Source organism: Edaphobacter sp. (genome assembly GCF_028283685.1).
In the GTDB taxonomy this organism is placed as follows: domain Bacteria; phylum Acidobacteriota; class Terriglobia; order Terriglobales; family Acidobacteriaceae; genus Edaphobacter.
The window spans coordinates 809123-828044 of record NZ_JAPWKF010000007.1; the positions used below are offsets into that span (position 1 = coordinate 809123).

General features: G+C 59.8%; 16 protein-coding genes. 6 read left to right on the forward strand and 10 right to left on the reverse strand.

Annotated features, from left to right (window positions below):
- Positions 1 to 31 precede the first annotated feature (31 nt).
- The 4 genes from PW789_RS14195 (at position 32) to PW789_RS14210 (ending at position 6275) form a co-directional block, all read left to right on the forward strand.
- Positions 32 to 1855, forward strand: a complete 1824-nt coding sequence (locus PW789_RS14195; protein ID WP_299377490.1) for a beta-L-arabinofuranosidase domain-containing protein — start codon at positions 32 to 34, stop codon at positions 1853 to 1855.
- A 90-nt stretch (positions 1856 to 1945) separates the two neighbouring features.
- Positions 1946 to 3001, forward strand: coding sequence for a ketol-acid reductoisomerase (ilvC, locus tag PW789_RS14200; protein ID WP_299377492.1), 1056 nt, complete (start codon positions 1946 to 1948; stop codon positions 2999 to 3001).
- A gap of 74 nt (positions 3002 to 3075) precedes the next feature.
- Entirely contained in the window at positions 3076 to 4599 is a 1524-nt protein-coding gene (locus PW789_RS14205) for an arylsulfatase (RefSeq protein ID WP_299377494.1), read from the forward strand.
- A gap of 185 nt (positions 4600 to 4784) precedes the next feature.
- The gene (locus PW789_RS14210) at positions 4785 to 6275 is read left to right on the forward strand and encodes an ATP-binding protein (RefSeq protein ID WP_299377496.1); all 1491 of its coding nucleotides are present in this window, start codon (positions 4785 to 4787) and stop codon (positions 6273 to 6275) included.
- Between the two features lie 59 nt (positions 6276 to 6334).
- Here the strand turns inward: PW789_RS14210 and PW789_RS14215 are convergent, their stop codons facing one another.
- The 7 genes from PW789_RS14215 to PW789_RS14245 all read right to left on the reverse strand — a co-directional run bounded on the left by PW789_RS14215 (position 6335) and on the right by PW789_RS14245 (position 14629).
- Entirely contained in the window at positions 6335 to 7819 is a 1485-nt protein-coding gene (locus tag PW789_RS14215; RefSeq protein ID WP_299377498.1) for a pyridoxal-dependent decarboxylase, read from the reverse strand.
- A gap of 164 nt (positions 7820 to 7983) precedes the next feature.
- Complete coding sequence (locus tag PW789_RS14220) at positions 7984 to 8268, reverse strand: DUF427 domain-containing protein (protein ID WP_299377500.1); 285 nt, start codon at positions 8266 to 8268, stop codon at positions 7984 to 7986.
- A 167-nt stretch (positions 8269 to 8435) separates the two neighbouring features.
- Positions 8436 to 8855, reverse strand: a complete 420-nt coding sequence (locus tag PW789_RS14225) for a hypothetical protein (protein ID WP_299377502.1) — start codon at positions 8853 to 8855, stop codon at positions 8436 to 8438.
- Positions 8856 to 8866: 11 nt separating this feature from the next.
- Entirely contained in the window at positions 8867 to 11758 is a 2892-nt protein-coding gene (topA, locus tag PW789_RS14230) for a type I DNA topoisomerase (protein ID WP_299377504.1), read from the reverse strand.
- A 280-nt stretch (positions 11759 to 12038) separates the two neighbouring features.
- Entirely contained in the window at positions 12039 to 13229 is a 1191-nt protein-coding gene (gene dprA / locus PW789_RS14235; RefSeq protein ID WP_299377506.1) for a DNA-processing protein DprA, read from the reverse strand.
- 17 nt (positions 13230 to 13246) lie between these two features.
- Entirely contained in the window at positions 13247 to 14374 is a 1128-nt protein-coding gene (locus PW789_RS14240; protein ID WP_299377508.1) for a mannonate dehydratase, read from the reverse strand.
- 36 nt (positions 14375 to 14410) lie between these two features.
- Positions 14411 to 14629 carry a DUF3565 domain-containing protein gene (locus PW789_RS14245; RefSeq protein ID WP_299377510.1) on the reverse strand — a complete coding sequence of 73 codons (219 nt, stop codon included), beginning with the start codon at positions 14627 to 14629 and terminating at the stop codon, positions 14411 to 14413.
- 36 nt (positions 14630 to 14665) lie between these two features.
- Here PW789_RS14245 and PW789_RS14250 point away from each other — a divergent pair, with 36 nt between their 5' ends.
- Together PW789_RS14250 and PW789_RS14255 are read left to right on the forward strand one after the other, a co-directional pair.
- Entirely contained in the window at positions 14666 to 15529 is an 864-nt protein-coding gene (locus tag PW789_RS14250) for a menaquinone biosynthetic enzyme MqnA/MqnD family protein (protein WP_299377512.1), read from the forward strand.
- Positions 15530 to 15602: 73 nt separating this feature from the next.
- Positions 15603 to 16319 carry a VTT domain-containing protein gene (locus PW789_RS14255; RefSeq protein WP_299377514.1) on the forward strand — a complete coding sequence of 239 codons (717 nt, stop codon included), beginning with the start codon at positions 15603 to 15605 and terminating at the stop codon, positions 16317 to 16319.
- A 4-nt stretch (positions 16320 to 16323) separates the two neighbouring features.
- On the opposite strand, the gene PW789_RS14260 is transcribed toward PW789_RS14255, so the two are convergent.
- The 3 genes from PW789_RS14260 to PW789_RS14270 form a co-directional block, all read right to left on the reverse strand.
- Entirely contained in the window at positions 16324 to 17016 is a 693-nt protein-coding gene (locus tag PW789_RS14260; protein WP_299377516.1) for a hypothetical protein, read from the reverse strand.
- A 21-nt stretch (positions 17017 to 17037) separates the two neighbouring features.
- Positions 17038 to 17646: a PadR family transcriptional regulator gene (locus PW789_RS14265; protein WP_299377518.1), complete on the reverse strand. Its 609-nt coding sequence runs from the start codon at positions 17644 to 17646 to the stop codon at positions 17038 to 17040.
- A 114-nt stretch (positions 17647 to 17760) separates the two neighbouring features.
- Positions 17761 to 18777: a beta-ketoacyl-ACP synthase III gene (locus PW789_RS14270; RefSeq protein WP_299377520.1), complete on the reverse strand. Its 1017-nt coding sequence runs from the start codon at positions 18775 to 18777 to the stop codon at positions 17761 to 17763.
- Positions 18778 to 18922: the final 145 nt, after the last annotated feature.

Consider the following 18922-nt stretch of genomic DNA (forward strand, 5'->3'; position numbering starts at 1 on the left):
ACATTCTCTGCACCTGCGACGGAGCCTGCGAATGAGCACGACAACACGACGTGAGTTTCTGGGAAGGGGCGCGGCAACGCTGGCAGCGCTGTCGTTGCCAACGCAGATGCATGGCGAGGACGTGCCCGCAGCAGCTCCGCTGGAACAGTTCGAGTACGGCCAGGTGCAGCTGCTCGAAGGGCCGATGCTCGAACAGTTTCGCCATAACCACGCGTTGTTTCTCGGCCTTAATAACGACAGCTTGCTGAAACCATTTCGACAACTCGCGGGCCAGTCGGCTCCGGGCGAAGATATGGGCGGATGGTACTCTCCGTCGCCGGACTTCAATCCGCCGAAGAACATGACGGGCTATATCCCGGGGCACAGCTTTGGGCAGTATCTCTCCGGCCTTTCTCGAGCGTATGCCGTAACGCGCGATCCAGCGACACAGCAGAAGGTGCACCAGCTGGTTGCAGGCTTTGCGCCAACGGCGACAAAAGATTTCTACAGCGATTACTGTTTGCCCGCCTACACGTTCGAAAAGACGATGTGCGGACTGAGCGATGCGCACCAGTTTGCGCAGGATCCCAGCGCGCTCGCCGTGCTGAACAAGGCGACGGACGCAGTGCTGCCGTGGCTTCCGGAGAAGGCGCTGAACCGCAAGGAGATGGCAGCGCGCCCGCATAAGAACGTCGCGTATACCTGGGACGAGTCGTACACACTGCCCGAGAATTTTTATCTTGCCTATAAGCGCGGCGCAGGGAATCGTTACCGCGCTCTTGCGCAACGTTTTCTCGAAGACGATACGTACTTCAATCCTTTGGCCGACGGCCACAATGTATTGCCCGGCGAGCACGCGTACAGTCATGTGAATGCGTTGTGTTCCGCGATGCAGGCGTACAAGGTCGACGGCAGCAGGAAGCACTTCGAAGCAGCACGCAATGGCTTTCGCTTTGTACAGGAGCAGAGCTTCGCTACCGGAGGCTGGGGTCCGAATGAGAGCTTTCAGAAGCCGGGATCGAACGGCCTTGCCGACAGCCTGACCAAGACGCACTCCAGCTTCGAGACACCATGCGGAGCGTATGGCCACTTCAAGATCACACGCTATCTGCTGACCGCGACGGGCGAGAGCAGCTATGGCGACAGCATGGAGACGGTGCTGTACAACACGATCCTGGGCGCGCGCCTGCTGAAGCCGAACGGCATCAGTTTCTACTATGCGGACTACTCCAATGACGCGGCGAAGATGGACTACGAGCAGGCATGGCCGTGCTGTTCAGGCACCTTCCCGCAGCTCACAGCAGACTATGGCATCAGCTCGTACTTCCGCACTCCGCAGGGCATCGCGGTGAATCTGTATGTGCCTTCGCGCGTGACGTGGAAACAGGGTTCGGCGTCAGTGAGCCTGACGCAGGAGACGTCATATCCCCGCGATAACGAGACCGCGTTGACGATCAGGACGGATCGTACCGAGAGATTTACCGTCACGCTGCGCGTACCCGCGTGGGCCGGAGCGGGGAGCCGCGTGCGGATCAATGGCCGCAACGCGGAGCTTCATCCCGAGCCGGGCAGCTGGCTGAAGATCGATCGTACCTGGAAGAATAACGATCGCGTGGAGTTCACGATCGACATGCCGCTGCGGCTGATTCCACTGGACGCGCAGCACAACGATGTTGTGGCCCTGATGCACGGGCCTGTTGCACTGTTTGCCCTTCATCCCGTTACCGGGACGATACCGAAGCCTGCCCTGCTTGCAGCGCGGCGCGCCAGCACGACCTCCGTGGACTGGCACGTTGCGACCGATGCCGGGCAGATCACCATGAGACCGTTTTCGGCCATTACGACCGAACGTTACCGCTTATATCAATCGACCTGAGCTTCGAAGTTTCGCCTTTGCAGTTGGTAGACTTGAAGTAATAACCGCAAACGAACCGCTAAAAACACGGCAGGCGCCAGCGATGTTGAAATGGCGCATGGCCGGCTAAGGAAAACTGAAATGGCAAAGACCTATCACGATCAAGACGCAGACCTCGCCCTTATCCAGGGAAAGAAGGTCGCCATCATCGGCTACGGCTCGCAGGGCCACGCCCACGCCCTCAACCTGAAGGATTCGGGAGTTGAGGTTCGCGTCGGCCTTCGCGCTGACTCGCCGAACGCCGACCGCGCCCGTAAGGCCGGACTCGTTGTCGACACGGTTGCGAATGTTTCGCAGTGGGCCGATGTGATTATGAACCTGACGCCCGACCAGACGGCTGCGAAGGTTCACAAGGCTGAGGTCGAGCCCTACCTCACCCCGGGCAAGACGCTGCTGTTCGCTCACGGCTTCAACATCCGCTTCGGCACCATCGTTCCGGCCGCTGGCGTGGACGTTGCTCTCGTCGCACCGAAGGCTCCTGGTCATCGCGTACGCGAGGTCTTCACCGAGGGCGGCGGCGTCCCCGGACTGGTTGCTGTTGAGCAGAATGCCTCGGGCAAGGCGCTTGAGCTGGCTCTGAGCTACGCGAAGGGCATCGGCTGCACCCGCGCCGGCGTTCTGGAGACGACCTTCACGGAAGAGACCGAGACCGACCTCTTCGGCGAGCAGGCTGTCCTTTGCGGCGGCACGGCTGCGCTGGTGAAGGCTGGCTTCGAGGTTCTGACCGAGGCAGGCTACCAGCCTGAGCTCGCTTACTTCGAGGTTCTGCACGAGCTGAAGCTGATCGTCGACCTGATGTACCGCGGCGGTCTCGCATACATGCGTCACTCGATCTCGGACACGGCGGAGTGGGGCGACTACGTTGCCGGTCCGCGCATCGTGACCGCTGAGACGAAGAAGGCGATGAAGAAGCTGCTCGAGGAGATCCAGGACGGATCGTTCGCCAAGAAGTTCATCGAGGAGAACGAGACGGGCCGCCACGAGTTTGCCCGCATCCGCCAGGAAGAGGCTGCACACGGCATCGAGAAGGTCGGCGCTGAACTGCGCAAGAACATGCCCTTCCTCGATCCGGTCAAGGTCGAGAACGGTACGGTCGTCAAGGCCTAATCCAATCTGTAAGAACGGGGCTGCGCCGATGATGGCGCAGCCCCATTTTCTTGCTCGCGATACGATGGACTGTGATGAATCGGCGACAGTTTCTCCAGACTCTTACAGCAGCCTCTACGGTATCCCTGCTTGGCGCACGCAAGCCTGGCAGCCAGCCGAACATCGTCTTCATCTATGCCGATGACCTTGGATATGGCGATGTGGGCTGTTACGGCGCTACTGCGGTCAGCACGCCAAACATCGACGCGTTGGCGGCGGAGGGCCTTCGTTTTACGGATGCGCATGCGACCTCGGCGACCTGCACACCTTCGCGCTACTCCGTGCTGACGGGACAGTATGCGTGGCGCAAGCCGGGAACGGGCATCCTTGCGGGCGACGCAGCCCTGATCATCGACGACAACCAGCTGACGGTGCCTGCAATGCTGAAGAGAGCAGGCTACCGCACAGGAATCGTCGGCAAGTGGCACCTGGGTCTGGGGCGCGGTGGGCTTGACTGGAACGGTGAGATCAAGCCCGGCCCGCTGGAGATTGGCTTCGATTATTCGTTCATCATTCCGGCGACTCCCGATCGAACGCCCTGTGTCTTCGTGGAGAACCATCGTGTCGTCAACGGCGATCCTGCCGATCCGATCCACGTCAGCTACAAGCAGCCATTCCCGGGCGAGCCGACGGGCCGGGCGAATCCTGAGCTATTGAAGATGAAGCCAAGCCACGGGCATGACATGGCCATCGTCGATGGCGTCAGCCGGATCGGCTACATGGAGGGCGGCAAGGCAGCGCTGTGGGTCGATGAACAGATCGCCGATACTCTTTCAGACAAAGCCGTGCGGTTCATCGAGCAGAAGAGCAGCGAGCCATTCTTTCTCTATTACCCGGTGCACGACATTCATGTGCCGCGCCTGCCCAACGAGCGCTTCCGCGGCAAGACGGGCATGGGACCGCGTGGAGACGCCATCGCCGAACTGGACTGGTGCGTCGGCCGTATCGTCGAGACGCTGAAGAAGAATGGATTGACGGAGAACACGATAATCATCTTGTCCAGCGATAACGGGCCTGTCGTCGATGACGGATACAAGGATGAGGCCGTGGAGAAGCTGGGTTCACACAAGCCGGCAGGCGAGTATCGCGGCGGAAAGTACAGCAACTTTGACGGAGGAACACGCGTGCCGTTTCTCGTGAAATGGTCAAACCACATCAAGCCGGGAACGACGACGGATGCTCTTGTCGACCAGATCGATCTGCTGGCCTCGCTTGCGTCGCTCACCGGACAGACGCTGCGCCGCGACGATGCACCGGACAGCATGAATCTTTGGCCTGTGCTTACCGGCCGCTCGCGCAAAGGCCGAGAGTCTCTGGTGGAAGAGGCAGGCGTACTATCCCTTGTCGAGGGCAAGTGGAAGGTAATTCGTGGCAGCAGGAAAGAACCCTATGAAGCCGCGACCAATATCGAATTGGGCAATGCTCCGGCACCGCAGCTTTACGACAGAATCGCTGATCCTGCCGAGCGTCATGATGTTGCGGCAGAACATCCTGAGATCGTGCAGCGAATGCTGGCCACGCTCGACCGGATAGCATCTTCGGGCCGCAGCCGGGCATGAGCCGCCCTCTGCCGAACATGCGCAGACACTGATACGACAGCCGAAGCTATTCCAGCTTCGTCACAAAACGCGACAAAATCCTCAGGGGAAACGCTCCCCTCTCCGTGTGAAACCTGTCACAATGGAGACATAGTCGCCTGTCGTATCTATGTTCCTGCCCACGACGGCAGAGGGAGATTCGCACAATGGCTGCCCCCAGCATCTTTGAAGCTGTCGGCTCGCAACCGATACCGACGGTCTTCGTTGCCCCACCGGACAATCCGACACCACTCCCACAAATCGTTGAGGCTTTGCGTACGATCCACGCGCTGGAAGGCCTGCTGGAGGAGGAGTACGCGTGGTTCGCTACCCATGGCATGGAGCTCGTGGGAGAGGACGGCGCAACGGCCTTTGTTCAAGGCTCTCCAGCCGACCACATGGTCTTCATTCTGAAGGGCGAAATTCATGTTCGCCGCCAGGAAGGCGGCCAGATGATGATGTTCATCGGCCGTTCGGGACAGATGACCGGCAAGCTTCCTTACTCGCGCATGGTCTCGTACAGCGCGACCGGATACGTCGTGGGAAGCGCCTGGGTTCTGCAGCTCAACGAGAGCCAGTTCCCCGAGATGCTCAAGGCGATTCCGTCGATGACGCAGCGATGCGTTTCGACGATGATGGACCGCGTGCGCGAGGTGACACGCATCGAGCAGCAGGCGGAGAAGTTAACCTCCCTGGGCAAGCTTGCAGCGAACCTGGCGCATGAGCTGAACAATCCGGCATCTGCCGCGCAGCGCTCGGCGTCGAGCCTGTTCTCGGAGCTTCGCCAGTACGGCGACCAGAAGTACCGCATGGGGAATCTTTGTCTGCCTGACTCGATCACCTCCAAGTACCGCAACTGGATCGTCAACGTACGTGCATCGATGCTGGAGCGCAACACGCAGGCTGGGATGCCTGACCTCATGGCGGAGAGCGATCACGAACTGGAGATCGTGCGCTGGCTGGAGAGCCACAACATTCCCAATCCCTGGGCAATTGCCCCGGCTTTGGCAGAGACGGGCCTGCCGACCAATCATCTGGATGAGCTCGCGAGCATCATGACTACCGAGGCTCTGCCGGTCGCCGTTGCAACCGTTGCAAGCTCACTTCGTGCCGAACGCATGGCCGAGACCGTGGTCAACTCGACGGTGCGCATCTTCGACCTGATCCGCGCCATCAAGGACTACTCCTACATGGACCAGGCTCCGATCCAGGATGTCGATCTGGCGCAGTCGCTCGAGAATACGCTGGTGATGTTCAAGTCGCGTCTGCGCGACGTCAAGGTGGAGACGGACTTCGATCCGGTGCTGCCTTCCGTGGCGGTCTACGGGCGCGAGCTGAACCAGGTGTGGACCGCTCTGATCGAAAACTCGCTCGACGCGATGAATGACAGTGGAACGCTGCGACTGAAGACACGGCTGCAGGGCCAGATGGCTTACGTCGAAGTGTGGGATTCAGGACCGGGCATTGAACCGGAGATGAAGAACCGCATCTTCGAGCCATTCTTTACGACGAAGGCGCCGGGACGCGGACTCGGACTTGGGCTTGATACCGCACAGCGCATCGTGCAGCGGCACTCGGGCTACATCCACGTCGAGTCGCGCCCGGGAGCAACCTGCTTCCAGGTACGTATTCCGCTGCAGCAGGCAGGCGCTTACTAGGATTCAATGGACGCAGGCGCTGCGCAGGCTTTCAATGGTCTTCGCAGCGCCCGTTTTCTTTAATGCCCTGCCATCACCTCAGCGCCAATCGACTCAAGCGCATCGACCAGAAGATCGAAGTCCTCGCGACGAGAGCGATGATTGGAGTGCGCGACGCGAATGGCGAATCTGCCATTGATGATCGTGCCTGACGGTATGGCAATGCCGCGCTCCTGCAGGCGCATGAGGATCTCCTTGTTCTGATCGTCGTCTGCTCCCTGATAGCGAAGGCAGACAATGTTCAATGGAACCTCGGCGGCGAGCTGAAGCTTATGAGAGGCACCGACCAGGTAAGCGAGATAGGCAGACTGCTCCACATTCTTTTCAATCTGCGCGGTAATGGCGTCCGCTCCGTAGGCTTTGAGACTCATCCACGCCTTGAGAGCACGGAAACCACGCGAGAGCTCGATGTTGCGATCCGCGAAATAAAGGCCTCCCGCAGCAGGGCCGCGCTCCATCGCAGTAAGGTAGCTGGCGCCGGTCGCGAAGGCTGCCTTGTGCAGCTCTGCATCGCGGATAAGCACGCAGCCGATGTCGTAGGGCATATAGCCCCACTTATGCAGGTCGAAGGCAACGGAATCGGCGCGCTCGATGCCACGCACCAGAGGACGCAGCTTCTCGGACCAGTAGGCGAGCGCTCCGAAGGCTCCGTCCACGTGGAACCACATCTGCTCCGCCTGGCAGATGTCGGCAATAGCAACGAGATCGTCGGTGGCACCGGTATTCACCGTGCCCGCGGTGGCGACGACACAGATGGGCCGGCAACCAGCGGCGCGGTCGTCCGCGATGGCCTGACGCAGTTCGTCGAGGTTCATCATGAAGCGCGCATCGACGCCGATGATGCGCAGGCTGGAGCGGCCCATGCCCATCATCTCCATCGACTTCTTGAGCCAGCTGTGGGCCTCGGAGGTGCAGTAGACGCGAAGTGGAGGGCCAGCCTGTAAGCCCTCCGCGCGGACGTCGTACCCTGCCCTGGCGTAGCGGCCTACGACAAGACCGATGAGGTTGGCCATGGTCCCGCCACTCATCAACAGTCCGCTGGAATGAACAGGCATACCCATCAGCTCCGCCAGCCAGCGGATGACCTGCAGTTCCACCATCGTGGCGGAGTCATCGAAGCCGCCGACGTTGGGATTCATCGTCGCGGCGAGCAGCTCGGCCACGATACCGACCGGGGTACCTCCACCCATGACCCAACCCCAGAAACGGGGATGCGTGTTGCCGACACCATAGGGCAGCACGTTCTGAAGAAAGCTGTCGCAGGCCGCCACGGCTCCCTCTCCACGACGGGGAAGCTCCTCGTCTTTTAGAACGCTGCGGACGGTGCCGGGCAGTTGCTGCCAGACAGACTGCTCGCGACGCGACTCCATGTGGTCGAAGGAAAGATCGACCATGCGATGCGCGAGAGAGCGCATCGCGGCCCATTCAGCCGGGGTCGAAGGATCAAGAGTCGTCTCGTCCAGGGGTGTCTCTTTGAAGGCGTCCTGCGGCGTACGTTCCGCCATCGTGGTTCTCCAGGGATCATTCTCACATGGAACTTAAGAGCGCACGATTAGGGCCGAATCGACCGATCCAACCCGAACCACGGTGCCATGAGGCAAGCATCTGGTCCCGAAGAGGCACAAAGGATGAGGCCGGAAGAACTGCTATGGCGCTTGAGAAAAAGGATCTACTTGGTGACTTCAACCCCGCGCCAGAACGCGATGTGGTGCTTCACGTTGCGAGCGGCAGGCTTGGGATCGGGATAGTACCAGGCTGCGTCCTGGTTCTCCTGCCCGTCGACGACGATGCTGAAATACCTGGCTTGCCCCTTCCAGGGGCAGCTGGAGGTGGTGGAGCTGGGGCGGAGAAACTCGCGCTTTACCGTCTCCTCAGGAAAGTAAATGTTTCCCTCAACGGTTTCGAATGTCTCGCTCTCGGCCAGCGTCTGGCCGTTCCACACTGCCTTCGCCATAAGGAACTTACCCAATCTTTTCAATTATTTACGACAAACAACACAATACCGAAGAACAACCACTGCAATGGAACCATGAAACAGGTACGTCCTTATCGTTTTAGCAGAATTGTGGAAAAAGTAAAGCGCGGCACGCCAGAAGGTGCTTTTGGACGGCTGGCAGAGGGTCAGCCTTTGTCCAGGCCGAGCGACCGCAGGAAGCCGCCGTGGAGCCGCTGCGCGGCAGGATATTTAGCAATCAGGGCTGCCGTATTACGCATAAATGGGTTGCCGGACTGCTTTTCCGTCTCGACGTGGAAGTAATGAAACTTGGCATAGATGAGGATGCCCTCACCGGTGGTGTCGAGGAAAAGGTCAGCGTCGAGGGCGCCGTGCAGAACGAGGCCGTGCGCCATCTCCCAGTAGCTGGTGATCTGGCGCCAGGCAGCGTTATGAGGCGAATTGAGGTCACGCGAGACGGCGCGCAGCTCCTCCAGCGACTTTGGCTGGAAGTCGAAGATCATGAAGCGGCGCGCCTTGCGCATCTGCTCCTCGCGCCGCATCTCGTAGAGTTTCAGAATCAGTTCGCCGTCTGCTGTACTTGCCACTCGATCTCTCCTCAGGCCACGCTTTCGACAACAGGCCGCGTCTTCTCCGGGTCAGGCCGGCTGAGAGGCTCTGCCGCAGGCTTCTCCTGCGGACCGGCGATCTTCTTCTTATAACTGCAAGCGGGACCGGATGGAGCAGTCTCCTGCTCGCCCTTCTTCTTGCGCTTCTTCGGAAGATCCTCGTGATTGTTAGGGCAGACCCAGAAGGTGCCCTTGTCGTTGGCCACCTCAAGCAGATAGGCGCTCTGACACTTGGGGCAGGTCTCGTCGATCAGCTTCAGGTTTGAGGCGAAGTCGCACTTCGGATAGTTGACGCAGCCGTAGAAGACGTCGCCACGCTTGGTCTTGCGTACGGCGATATCGCCGCCATCCTTGGGGCACTTGGCCTCAAGCAGATCCTGCTTGATGTACTTGCACTTCGGATAACCACTGCAGCTGATGAACTCGCCGTACTGGCCGTTACGCAGGAGTAGTGGTTTGCCGCACTTGGGGCAGGCCTCCTCCAGCTGAACCGGGGGCTTCTGCTGCACCTTCTGGCTGAGCTTGCGGATGGTCTTGCACGGAGGATCCTCGTTATAGCCGGGGCAGGACATGAACGGGCCCCACGGGCCGTTGCGCAGCACCATGGTGCGGCCGCAGTTGTCACATGCCTCTTCTTCAGGAGCCTCGTCCGCGCCAGGTGCCGTCAGATCCGGCTTGGCAGCGAAGTTTTCCTTGGTAAAGTCGCAGCTGAAGGTCTCAACCGTGATCTTCTTGCCCTTCCCCTGCGCCGCGCCAATTGCGGATACAAGGGTCTTGGCGTCGGCTGCCTCGGCGGTGAAATCGAGCTCGTCGTCGGTCGTCGCCTTCACCGTCATGGGGAAGTTCAACCCGTCCGTGATCTTCTTGAGCACCGCCTTCTGATCCTTCTTCCACGGACCAGCGGCGACCGTCATGGGCTTCGACTTCGAGAAGTTCGAACAGGAGTAGAAGCTGCCGAACTTGCCCCACTTCATGATGAGCGGAGAGCCGCACTTATCGCAGATCTCCGTCGTGGGCTCTTCCATCCGCTTGATGTCTTCCATCTTCTTCTCGGCCACGACGAGCTCTTTCTCGAAGTGGTCGTAGAAGCCGTTGAGAAGATCGGTCCAGCGCTCGTGCCCATCTTCCACGGCATCCAGCTCGCCTTCGAGCGTGGCCGTGTATTGCGTATTGAAGATGTAGGGAAAGTTCTTCACCAGCAGATTGGTGACGACGATGCCGATCTCGGTCGGCACGAACTTGGCGCCGATCTTCTTCACATAGTCGCGATCCTGGATCGTATTGATGATGGACGCGTAGGTCGAAGGGCGTCCGATTCCCTTCTCTTCGAGCGTCTTGACCAGGCTGGCTTCGTTGTAGCGCGGTGGCGGCTGCGTATACTTCTGCAGCGGATCGAGCTTCTCGAGCTTGAGCGCATCGCCGGACGCCAACTCGGGCAGACGGCTCTCCGAGCCGTCCTCGCCTTCTGCATCTGTCTCGTTGACCAGCTTCTGCTCTTCCTTGGCGAGCTTCTCCTTCGCCGCGGCACGAGCACGCTTTTCTTCTTCCTCGAACTTCAGGTGACCGTCGAACTTGAGCACGCTGCCGCTGACGCGGAAGTCATAGGTCAGCTTTGCCTTCGCCTCAATGTCGACCGTGGTCTGGTCAAAGACGGCAGAGGTCATCTGGCTGGAGACGAAACGCTGCCAGATGAGCTTGTAGAGCTTGTACTGCTCGTCCGAGAGATAGCGGCGGATCGAGTCAGGCGTGAACTTCACCGACGTGGGACGAATAGCCTCGTGCGCATCCTGCGCCTGCACCTGCTTCTTGCCGACGTACTCATTCGGCTTGGCCGGAAGGTACTGCGAGCCGATCTTGCCGATGAACTCACGTGCCTCGGCGATCGCATCGGGGCTCACGCGGGTGGAGTCGGTACGCATGTAGGTGATGAGACCGACAGTGCCTTCCGCGCCGATCTCGACACCTTCGTAAAGTCGCTGTGCCACGCCCATGGTGCGGCGCACGTTGAAGCCGAGGCGGCCTGCGGCCTCCTGCTGCAGCTTGCTGGTGGTGAAGGGCGCCTTCGGATTATTGCGGCGCTCCTTTTTCTCGACCGAACGAACCTTCCAGGTAGCGCCCTTCAGTTCGCTGACGACCTCTTCGACTGCTTCGCCATCGGGCAGCGCATTGGCGATGAAGAGCTCTTTGCCCTCCTCATCCTTGCCGTTGGCGACGCGCGAGGGGACTCCGTTGACGCCGACGAAGCGAGCCGTGAAGCCCTGCTTTCCACCGGCAGGAAGAAGGTCGGCGTCGATGGTCCAGTACTCGACGGGATTGAACGCGTTGATCTCCTGCTCGCGCTCCACAATTAGGCGCAGCGCGACGGTCTGCACACGCCCAGCGCTGAGTCCGCGGCGAACCTTGTCCCACAGCAGCGGCGAGATCTGATAACCGACGAGGCGGTCGAGCACGCGGCGCGTCTGCTGCGCATCGACGAGGTTCTCATCGACGTCGCGGGCGTTGGCGAAGGCGGCGTTAACGGCCTTCTTGGTGATCTCGTTGAAGGTGACGCGGCGGACCTTCGACTTGTCCTTGACCACCGGCATCAGTTGCATCGACAGGTGGGCGGCGATCGCCTCCCCTTCGCGGTCAGGGTCAGGCGCCAGGTAAACAGCATCGGCCTTGGCCGCCAGCTTCTTCAGGCGGTCCACGACCTTCTCCTTGCCAGGAGAGACGATCAGGGTGGGCTCAAAGGTTCTCTTCGTGAGCTCTACACCGATGTCGTTTTTGGGCAGGTCCATGATGTGGCCGAGTGAGGCCTCCACCACATAATCGCTGCCGAGATATTTATTGATCGTCTTTGCCTTGGCCGGCGATTCAACGATCACGAGTGACTTTGCCATCTGATCCCTTCACATGAACAGAACGCTTCGACGTAGCGAAACGTTCCACTTTCCCCAAACTTCTCGATATTCCCTTGCGAACCTAACACGGATTCGGACGGTACGTCATCCCTTCGCATCCCACACAGACGAACGGCGGTGCCAAAACGTTACCATTATTAATAGATAGGGCGGTCCAGTCCCACACTGGCACATCTGACGGCAACTGACACCAGAAAGTGTACTTAAGCTCTGTTGAAAACTTTTTATTGAGGCTTGGAAGACTCACTCCCCGGGCCTTTCACATAGGTCGGATGTAGTTCTTTCCCGGAAGTTGCCGTACTCGCCCAGCCAGTTCCAGCTCAAACAGTGCGGTGAAGATCTCTGCCGCTCCCAGCTCTCCCTCCAAACCCTCGATCAGCGCATCCAGCTGAACAGCCTCATCCTGCCTCAGCCGGCCCAGGACCAGTTGCTCGTCACCGGAAAGGCGTGTTTCGCTAAATAAAGATGCAGATTGGTTCGGGTTCGATTCATTCTCCCCGCTAACTCCCATCTCTGCTTCAAGTTGGCGGCGAACCGGAGCGGGAAGGTCCTCCCAGACGTCCTCCCAGGTAGCCGTCAGCTTCGCTCCCTGCTTGATGAGCGTATTGGGCCCCCACGAGTTCTTGTTGGTCACGTTACCCGGGACGGCGTACAGGTCGCGGTTCTGCTCCATCGCCAGCCGTGCCGTGATACGGGTGCCGCTGTGCTCAGCCGCCTCGATGACCAGGACGCCGACGCTCATGCCGCTCAGGATGCGGTTGCGAACGGGAAAGTTCTGCGGTGCCGGAAAGGTCCCCAGCGGATATTCGCTGACGATTGAGCCTCCGCTCTCGACGATCTGTTCAGCCAGCCGCTTGTTCTCCTTCGGGTAGATCACGTCAATCCCGGTTCCCCACACAGCTACTGTCTTTCCGTGCGCGGCGAGCGCTCCTTTATGGGCGGCGGTATCGACGCCGCGTGCCATTCCACTGAGAATGACGAGTTTTCTTGCCGCCAGGTCGCGCGAGAGCATCTCGGCCATGCCCACACCATAGGTCGAGGGATGGCGGGTGCCAACAACGGCGATGCCGGGGCAGGAGAGAAGCTCGACGCTTCCACGCACCCAGAGCACCGCTGGGGGATCGTAGATCTCGCGCAGGCGTTCGGGGTAGGCCTCGTCCGAGGGAGTCAGGATCCTTCCGCCAGCCTCAAGGGTGCGGGAGAGCTCATCTTCGGCAGCAGCGAGTGCCTTGCCCTCGTAGACGAACTGCGCCGCCTGCGCTGTGAGGCCAAGGCCTTCCAGTTCGGTGAGAGAGGCGGAGAAGATCTGCCCCGGCGTATCGAGGCGCCGCAGCGCTCTCCAGGTTCGCGTCGCTCCCATGCCTGGGGACGACACCAGCGCGAGCCATGCCAGCCGCGCCACATCACTTTTTTCACGATGAGCCGTACTGCTCTGCTGGCCAACGTTCATTATTTTTTGGTCTTCCTTCAGCCCGTTCGGGGACCATAGATCCTCTGCGCTGTCTGGATGAGGCCCCGGATATATCCGTAACAATACGCGAACGACTGCAGGCCTGCCGGGTCGCTCTCGACCTGAGGAACATGGTCGGGCATCAGCATGTAGCTGTAGCCAACCTCGCGGTAGGCGTTCAGCGCCTTCCACATGTCGACGTCCCCTTCGTCGGGATAGACCTCGGTGAAGTCGTTACGATGGCCGCGGATGTTGCGGAAGTGCACGTTGAAGATCTTCTTGCGGGTGCCGAAGTAGCGGATGACATCGAAGATCTGCGTTCCGGGGTCGGGGAGCATCTCCGAGACCGTGCCCTGGCAGAAATTGAGACCGTGATATTCGCTCTCGCGGGTGGAGACGAACTTTTTGAGGCCGTCGACGGTTCCAAGCACACGATCGACGCCCTGGTAGCCTTCGGGCGGGACGCCGGGGTCGTGCGGGTGACATGCCATGCGCACCTTGTTTTCATTGGCGACTGGAATGATGCGGTCGAGAAAGTAAGTGATCCGCTCCCAGAAGGCATCGGCGTCGACCTGGCCGGCGATGGTCAGCGGCGTCTTCGGCTTCGCCTCGGTGAGATTCCAGCGGCTATAGCTGGCATCGCCACGGCCTGGAACGCGCCCGGAGCGAAGCACGCCGAGGATGCTCATGTTGTATTTGATCGACGGCAGGCCAACCTGCGCGCAGTTACGGATGAGCAGTTGCAGCTGCTCGATGTCGCGGTCGCGCTCCGGGCTCTGCGCAAGCATGATGGCCGGGTGCTTCTCCCGGTCGATGTAGCTGGACTCGAGGATAGGCGGACCGACGCAAAGAATCTCGATGCCGTTCTTCTCCGCAAGCTCGCGCATGCGGCTCAGTTCCTCGACGGTCGAGGCGATGCGGCCATCGGACGTCTGGGGATAGCCGCAGATGTGTTTGACGCCGTAGCGGGCAAGATACTTCAGGTGTGCATCGGTAGTCGGCGCACTCTGGCAGCCAAGTTTCATCAGCACGGGCTTTGTCGATCCATGGCTGCTGGCTGCGGACGGCTCCGCTGGCAGCGGAACACCTGTGCCAAAGGCGAGCGCTCCCACGCCGCTGGCTGAAAGAAAGTTACGACGATTCATGGTTCCCCCAACGACCTCAAACGAGACACACGAATCCTACACTCCCTCGGCTGCCCTCCTCGCCAGGATGATCTCGTCGCACTTTTTACAGTCAAGCTGCCTGCCGATGTGGGACATGCGCCCTTCCTCGGTGATAACCCACTCCCGCATGGTCCAGGGTGGATCGTGACGCACGTGCTGGGTGTGACCACAGTCCAGCCACGCCACCCAATGCTCTTCCTTGTCCTGCTCAAACCCGATAATCGACCGCAGCATCCAAAAACCTCCTCACTCATCCAATAAACTAGATCCTTGGCCCCTGCCCTGTCCCATCCCGTCCGTGTCGCCGCCATCAGCTTTCTGAATCCCGCGCCGTTGATGTGGGATTTTGAGCATCCTCCGGTGGCGGAGGAGCTGGCGAAACGCTATGCGTTGCACTACACGCTGCCGGCGCTTTGTGCCGAGGAACTGCTGTCTGGCCGGGCCGATCTTGGGTTGATCCCGATTGCAGCGCTGACGCCTGAGCTGGCCGTTGTTCCCGGCTGCACCATCGCCTCGCTCGACCGGGTCCGTTCGATCCAGTTCATCGTGAAGGCACCACACACGCTGGGCACCATCCGCAGTGTGGCTGCCGACAATGCGTCTCGCAGCTCACGGGCCTACGCCGAGCTGCTGCTACGTAGATTCCATAACAACGCCCCGGAATTTCTGACACGGCATGCCAATCCGGTCACGATGCTGCAGGAGGCAGATGCCGCATTGCTGATCGGCGATCCAGCGCTGCTGGCACTCGAAAACCGCGAGGCTATCGAGGCGGCCGTGGGGCCTTGCGAGTGGTTTGACGTGGCGCATGAGTGGAAGCTGCTGACCGGGCTTCCGTGGGTGGCAGCAGTATGGGCCGTACGGCCCGAAGCCATCAAGGAAGGACGCATCAAGGCCGATCAGCTGGAGGCAGACCTGGTGCGCTCGCGCGATCGTGGTCTGACGCATACCGAAGACCTGGTACGCGAGTGGACCCCGCGGATTGGTCTGACACCGGCGACGATCCGGCACTACCTGACCGAGAACATTCACTATACGCTGACGCCGGATTGCATCCGCACCATCGAGCTGTTCCGGCAATATGCGGGAGAAGAACAGATCTTACCGCCGCTCGCTCCGCTGCGTTTTCTTTAGCCTTCGGGCCAACCATCACTAAATTCATACCGTCCAACGCGACTTCAGACGCAATTTTTGCGTCATACCCGATATGATCTCGACCGTCTCCACGATTACGGCCGACACGACCGCCAGCGCGCTCGAGATCATAGCGCCACGCGGTCACCGCTCCCCACTCCTGCATTTTGTCTTCGGCCTCGGACTATTCGGGCTTTTCTTTGTCTCAATTGTGGATTCATCGTTTGTGCCACTACCAGTCCCCGGACTCACGGATATCATGCTGGTGTTGATGGCGGCTCGCCACAATAACTTTTTTCTTTTGGTGGGGATCTCGTCTGCCGGTTCGGCCATCGGAGGCTATGTCAGCTACCGCGTCGGGCAGTCGGGAGGGATGGCCTTCATCGAACGCAGAGTGCCCCCACGCATCTTCAAGCACCTCAGAGAATGGATGGAGCATCATGCGATCCTTTCCGTGGCACTGCCGGCTCTGCTGCCGCCACCGATGCCGCTGGCCCCGTTTGTGCTGGCCGCTGGCGCGCTGAAGATGTCAAAGAACAAGTTCATGACGGCTTTCGTGATCAGCCGGACGACGCGGCATGCGATCGCCGCGGGACTGGGCCTGTACTACGGCCGCCCCATTCTGCGGCTGTGGGATAAGCTCTCCGCCGAGTATGCGATGCCGGTATTGATCGTCATCTGGAGCGTCATTATCCTGAGCTGCATCATCGCCATACGGCAGATTTACAAGGCCTCGCGGAGTGTCACGGGACCGCAAGGCCTTGAGCCCCAGGGCAAATCAGTCGCCTGACCTCTTATGCCGCAGCGGTTGCGTTCTGCCGCGGCGCAAATTTTCTCTTGTAATACGCCGTGGTGGCGATGATCGACGGAACACCGAACATCACGGGCCACAACCAGACATACCAATGATTTCCGAGCCGCGGCCCGATGGTGACCACGCTGAAGGCAGACCACGCCGCGATATAGCTTCCGATAAAGTTGCCGAGATGCGTGTACCACCAGAACATCTTCTCCTTCGGCTTGCGAACAAAGGAGAGCATCTGCTGCACGGCGGCGCGAATGCCAATGAAACCGAAGATGATGCCCACGATCGGGATAACCTCGATGGAAGTGGGCCGGAACCAGCTGAGCCACGCCAGCAGCATGCTGGTGGAGAGTGTGACGATGGCGGCCATCCAGTCGATCGGCTGAGCGCTGCCTCCGCGGGCCAGATCTTTCAACCGCAGCACACGGTAGCCGGAAAAGGCGAAGTAGAAGCTGAAAACCGACACAAGTGCAAGGAACTTAACCGGAAAGAAGAACGCCAGCGGGACTGCTGTTGCAGCGACGGCTCCCATCGACCAGAGATAGACCTTGCCCCATCGCTTATGCTGCTTGCCACCTTTGGCGGTGACGAGGGCAACGGGCGCCAGCAGGAACGACATGGCTCCACCGGCGATATGAATGGCTAGAAATGCTTTTACCCACAACGGGTCATGTGCGTGCATCGCCTTTCTCCTTTTGCAGAACTATTTTTTCCTGCCGACGACTCTTTTTCGCGGCCCCTGGTTCTTCTCCAGATCGTCGAGCCTTACCATCGACTGTTTTGCCCAGTTCACGGACGCTTCGCTGCGATGACGGCCGAAGCTGAGCGTCATCAACCAGTACGGCAACTGAGGATCACCTGTCTCTTCTCGCTGAAGCTTTGCCTCAAGCTCGGTGTAGCGCGTGAGAGCGTCCTCGTGGAATTGCAGGAAGCTCGCAAGATGGGAACGGCTGACCTTCTGCGGCACATGCAGTCCGAAGAAGAGCTTCAGCAGCAGCTCGCTGCGCGGAATCTCAGGAACGACAGGCGGGACCGCAAGCCACTGCTTGAGCCGCTTGCGCCCTGCCGGTGTCAGCGTGAAGACGTTCCGGTCAGGTCTTCCCTTCTTCCGCTCTGTCTTCTTTTCGACAAACCCTTCAGAGGATAGCCATTTCAGCGAGGGGTAGATCTGGCCGTAGCTCTCAGTCCAGAAGTGTCCGATGGAGCGATCGATCAGCGAGCGCATGTCATACCCGGACATGTCGCCGAGCGTTAGCAGCCCGAGCAGGGCGTTGGCTGTGGATCCGGCGTGTTGGGTCTTCTTCGACTTCATATCTAATAGATATATATCTATTAGATATACGTCCACCCCGAAAAATTGTTCCCCTAAATAATCAGGCGGCCCCGAAACGGGCCGCCTGATTCAAAGTTACTGATGAATAAAGGGTTAGAACTCCCAGCGGAGTAGCGTGGCACCGACAGTGAACCCTGCACCGACGCTGGCGAGAAGGACAAGATCGCCTTTTTTAAGCCTGCCTTCGTCCAAAGCCGTCTGCATGGCGAGCGGGATGGTTCCCGCAGTCGTGTTGCCGAAGCGGTCGATATTGATGACGACGCGGTCTTCAGGCATGCCGAGACGTTCGGCCGTGGAAAGGATGATGCGCTTGTTGGCCTGATGGGGAATGAAGCAGGACAGCTCGCTACCCTGGAGCCCGTTGCGAGAGAGAACCGTCTCCGACGCCTCGGCCATCTTGCGCACGGCGAACTTGTAGACGGCCTGGCCATCCTGATGGACGTAGTGCATCTTGTTGGCGACGGTCTCGGCGGTTGCGGGATTGAGACTGCCGCCGCCGGGCATGTTGAGCGAGGCTCCGCCGGAACCGTCGATCTCATGCCAGAAGTCGATAAGACCAACCTCACCTTCTTCGCAGGGCTCAAGCAGCACAGCCCCGGCGCCATCGCCGAAGATGATGCAGGTGGTGCGGTCGGTGTAGTCGATGATGGAACTCATCACATCCGCGCCGATAACGAGCACCTTCTTGTGGACGCCGCTTTCAACCAGCTTGGCGCCGACCTGCAGAGCGTAGGGGAAGCCGGAGCAGGCAGCCGAGAGATCGAACCCCCACGCGCCCGGGCAGCCAAGCTTGTTCTGCACAAGGCAGGCCGTGGCAGGAAAAAGCATGTCGGGGGTGACAGTCGCAACAATGATGACCTCAACCTCACTGGGAGAGATGCCGCGTTTTTCCAGGCAGACCTTCGCAGCCTCTACGGCAAGGTCGCTGGTCGCCACGCCCTTATCGACGAGATGACGCTCACGGATTCCGGTCCGTTCCACGATCCACTGGTCGTTCGTCTCGACCATCTTCTCCAAATCAGCGTTCGTCAGCAGACGGGGCGGAACATACGACCCAACGGAGGAAATTTTTGCCCGCACCTGTGTCCGCGGCTTTAACGTCAGACTCAAACTCTCACCTCAGCCCTTTCGGGGATTTCGCAACAATTGAATCAGGATTTACAACACCATTAATTCTCTCTGAAGAATAGACGGGCATGCAATGCTCCAGGCACGCACGCTTTCTCGTAGAAGGGGAACAAGCCCATTCAGCCTC

Excerpts from the sequence above, each read along its gene's own strand:
- dprA (WP_299377506.1), bottom strand. The coding sequence starts at position 13,229 with ATGAACGTTGGCCAGCAGAGCAGTACGGCTCATCGTGAAAAAAGTGAT.
- PW789_RS14265 (WP_299377518.1), bottom strand. The coding sequence starts at position 17,646 with ATGAAGTCGAAGAAGACCCAACACGCCGGATCCACAGCCAACGCCCTG.
- PW789_RS14245 (WP_299377510.1), bottom strand. The coding sequence starts at position 14,629 with ATGCTGCGGTCGATTATCGGGTTTGAGCAGGACAAGGAAGAGCATTGG.
- PW789_RS14215 (WP_299377498.1), bottom strand. The coding sequence starts at position 7,819 with ATGGCGGAACGTACGCCGCAGGACGCCTTCAAAGAGACACCCCTGGAC.
- PW789_RS14195 (WP_299377490.1), top strand. The coding sequence starts at position 32 with ATGAGCACGACAACACGACGTGAGTTTCTGGGAAGGGGCGCGGCAACG.
- PW789_RS14220 (WP_299377500.1), bottom strand. The coding sequence starts at position 8,268 with ATGGCGAAGGCAGTGTGGAACGGCCAGACGCTGGCCGAGAGCGAGACA.
- topA (WP_299377504.1), bottom strand. The coding sequence starts at position 11,758 with ATGGCAAAGTCACTCGTGATCGTTGAATCGCCGGCCAAGGCAAAGACG.
- PW789_RS14240 (WP_299377508.1), bottom strand. The coding sequence starts at position 14,374 with ATGAATCGTCGTAACTTTCTTTCAGCCAGCGGCGTGGGAGCGCTCGCC.
- PW789_RS14260 (WP_299377516.1), bottom strand. The coding sequence starts at position 17,016 with ATGCACGCACATGACCCGTTGTGGGTAAAAGCATTTCTAGCCATTCAT.
- PW789_RS14205 (WP_299377494.1), top strand. The coding sequence starts at position 3,076 with ATGAATCGGCGACAGTTTCTCCAGACTCTTACAGCAGCCTCTACGGTA.
- PW789_RS14210 (WP_299377496.1), top strand. The coding sequence starts at position 4,785 with ATGGCTGCCCCCAGCATCTTTGAAGCTGTCGGCTCGCAACCGATACCG.
- ilvC (WP_299377492.1), top strand. The coding sequence starts at position 1,946 with ATGGCGCATGGCCGGCTAAGGAAAACTGAAATGGCAAAGACCTATCAC.
- PW789_RS14255 (WP_299377514.1), top strand. The coding sequence starts at position 15,603 with ATGATCTCGACCGTCTCCACGATTACGGCCGACACGACCGCCAGCGCG.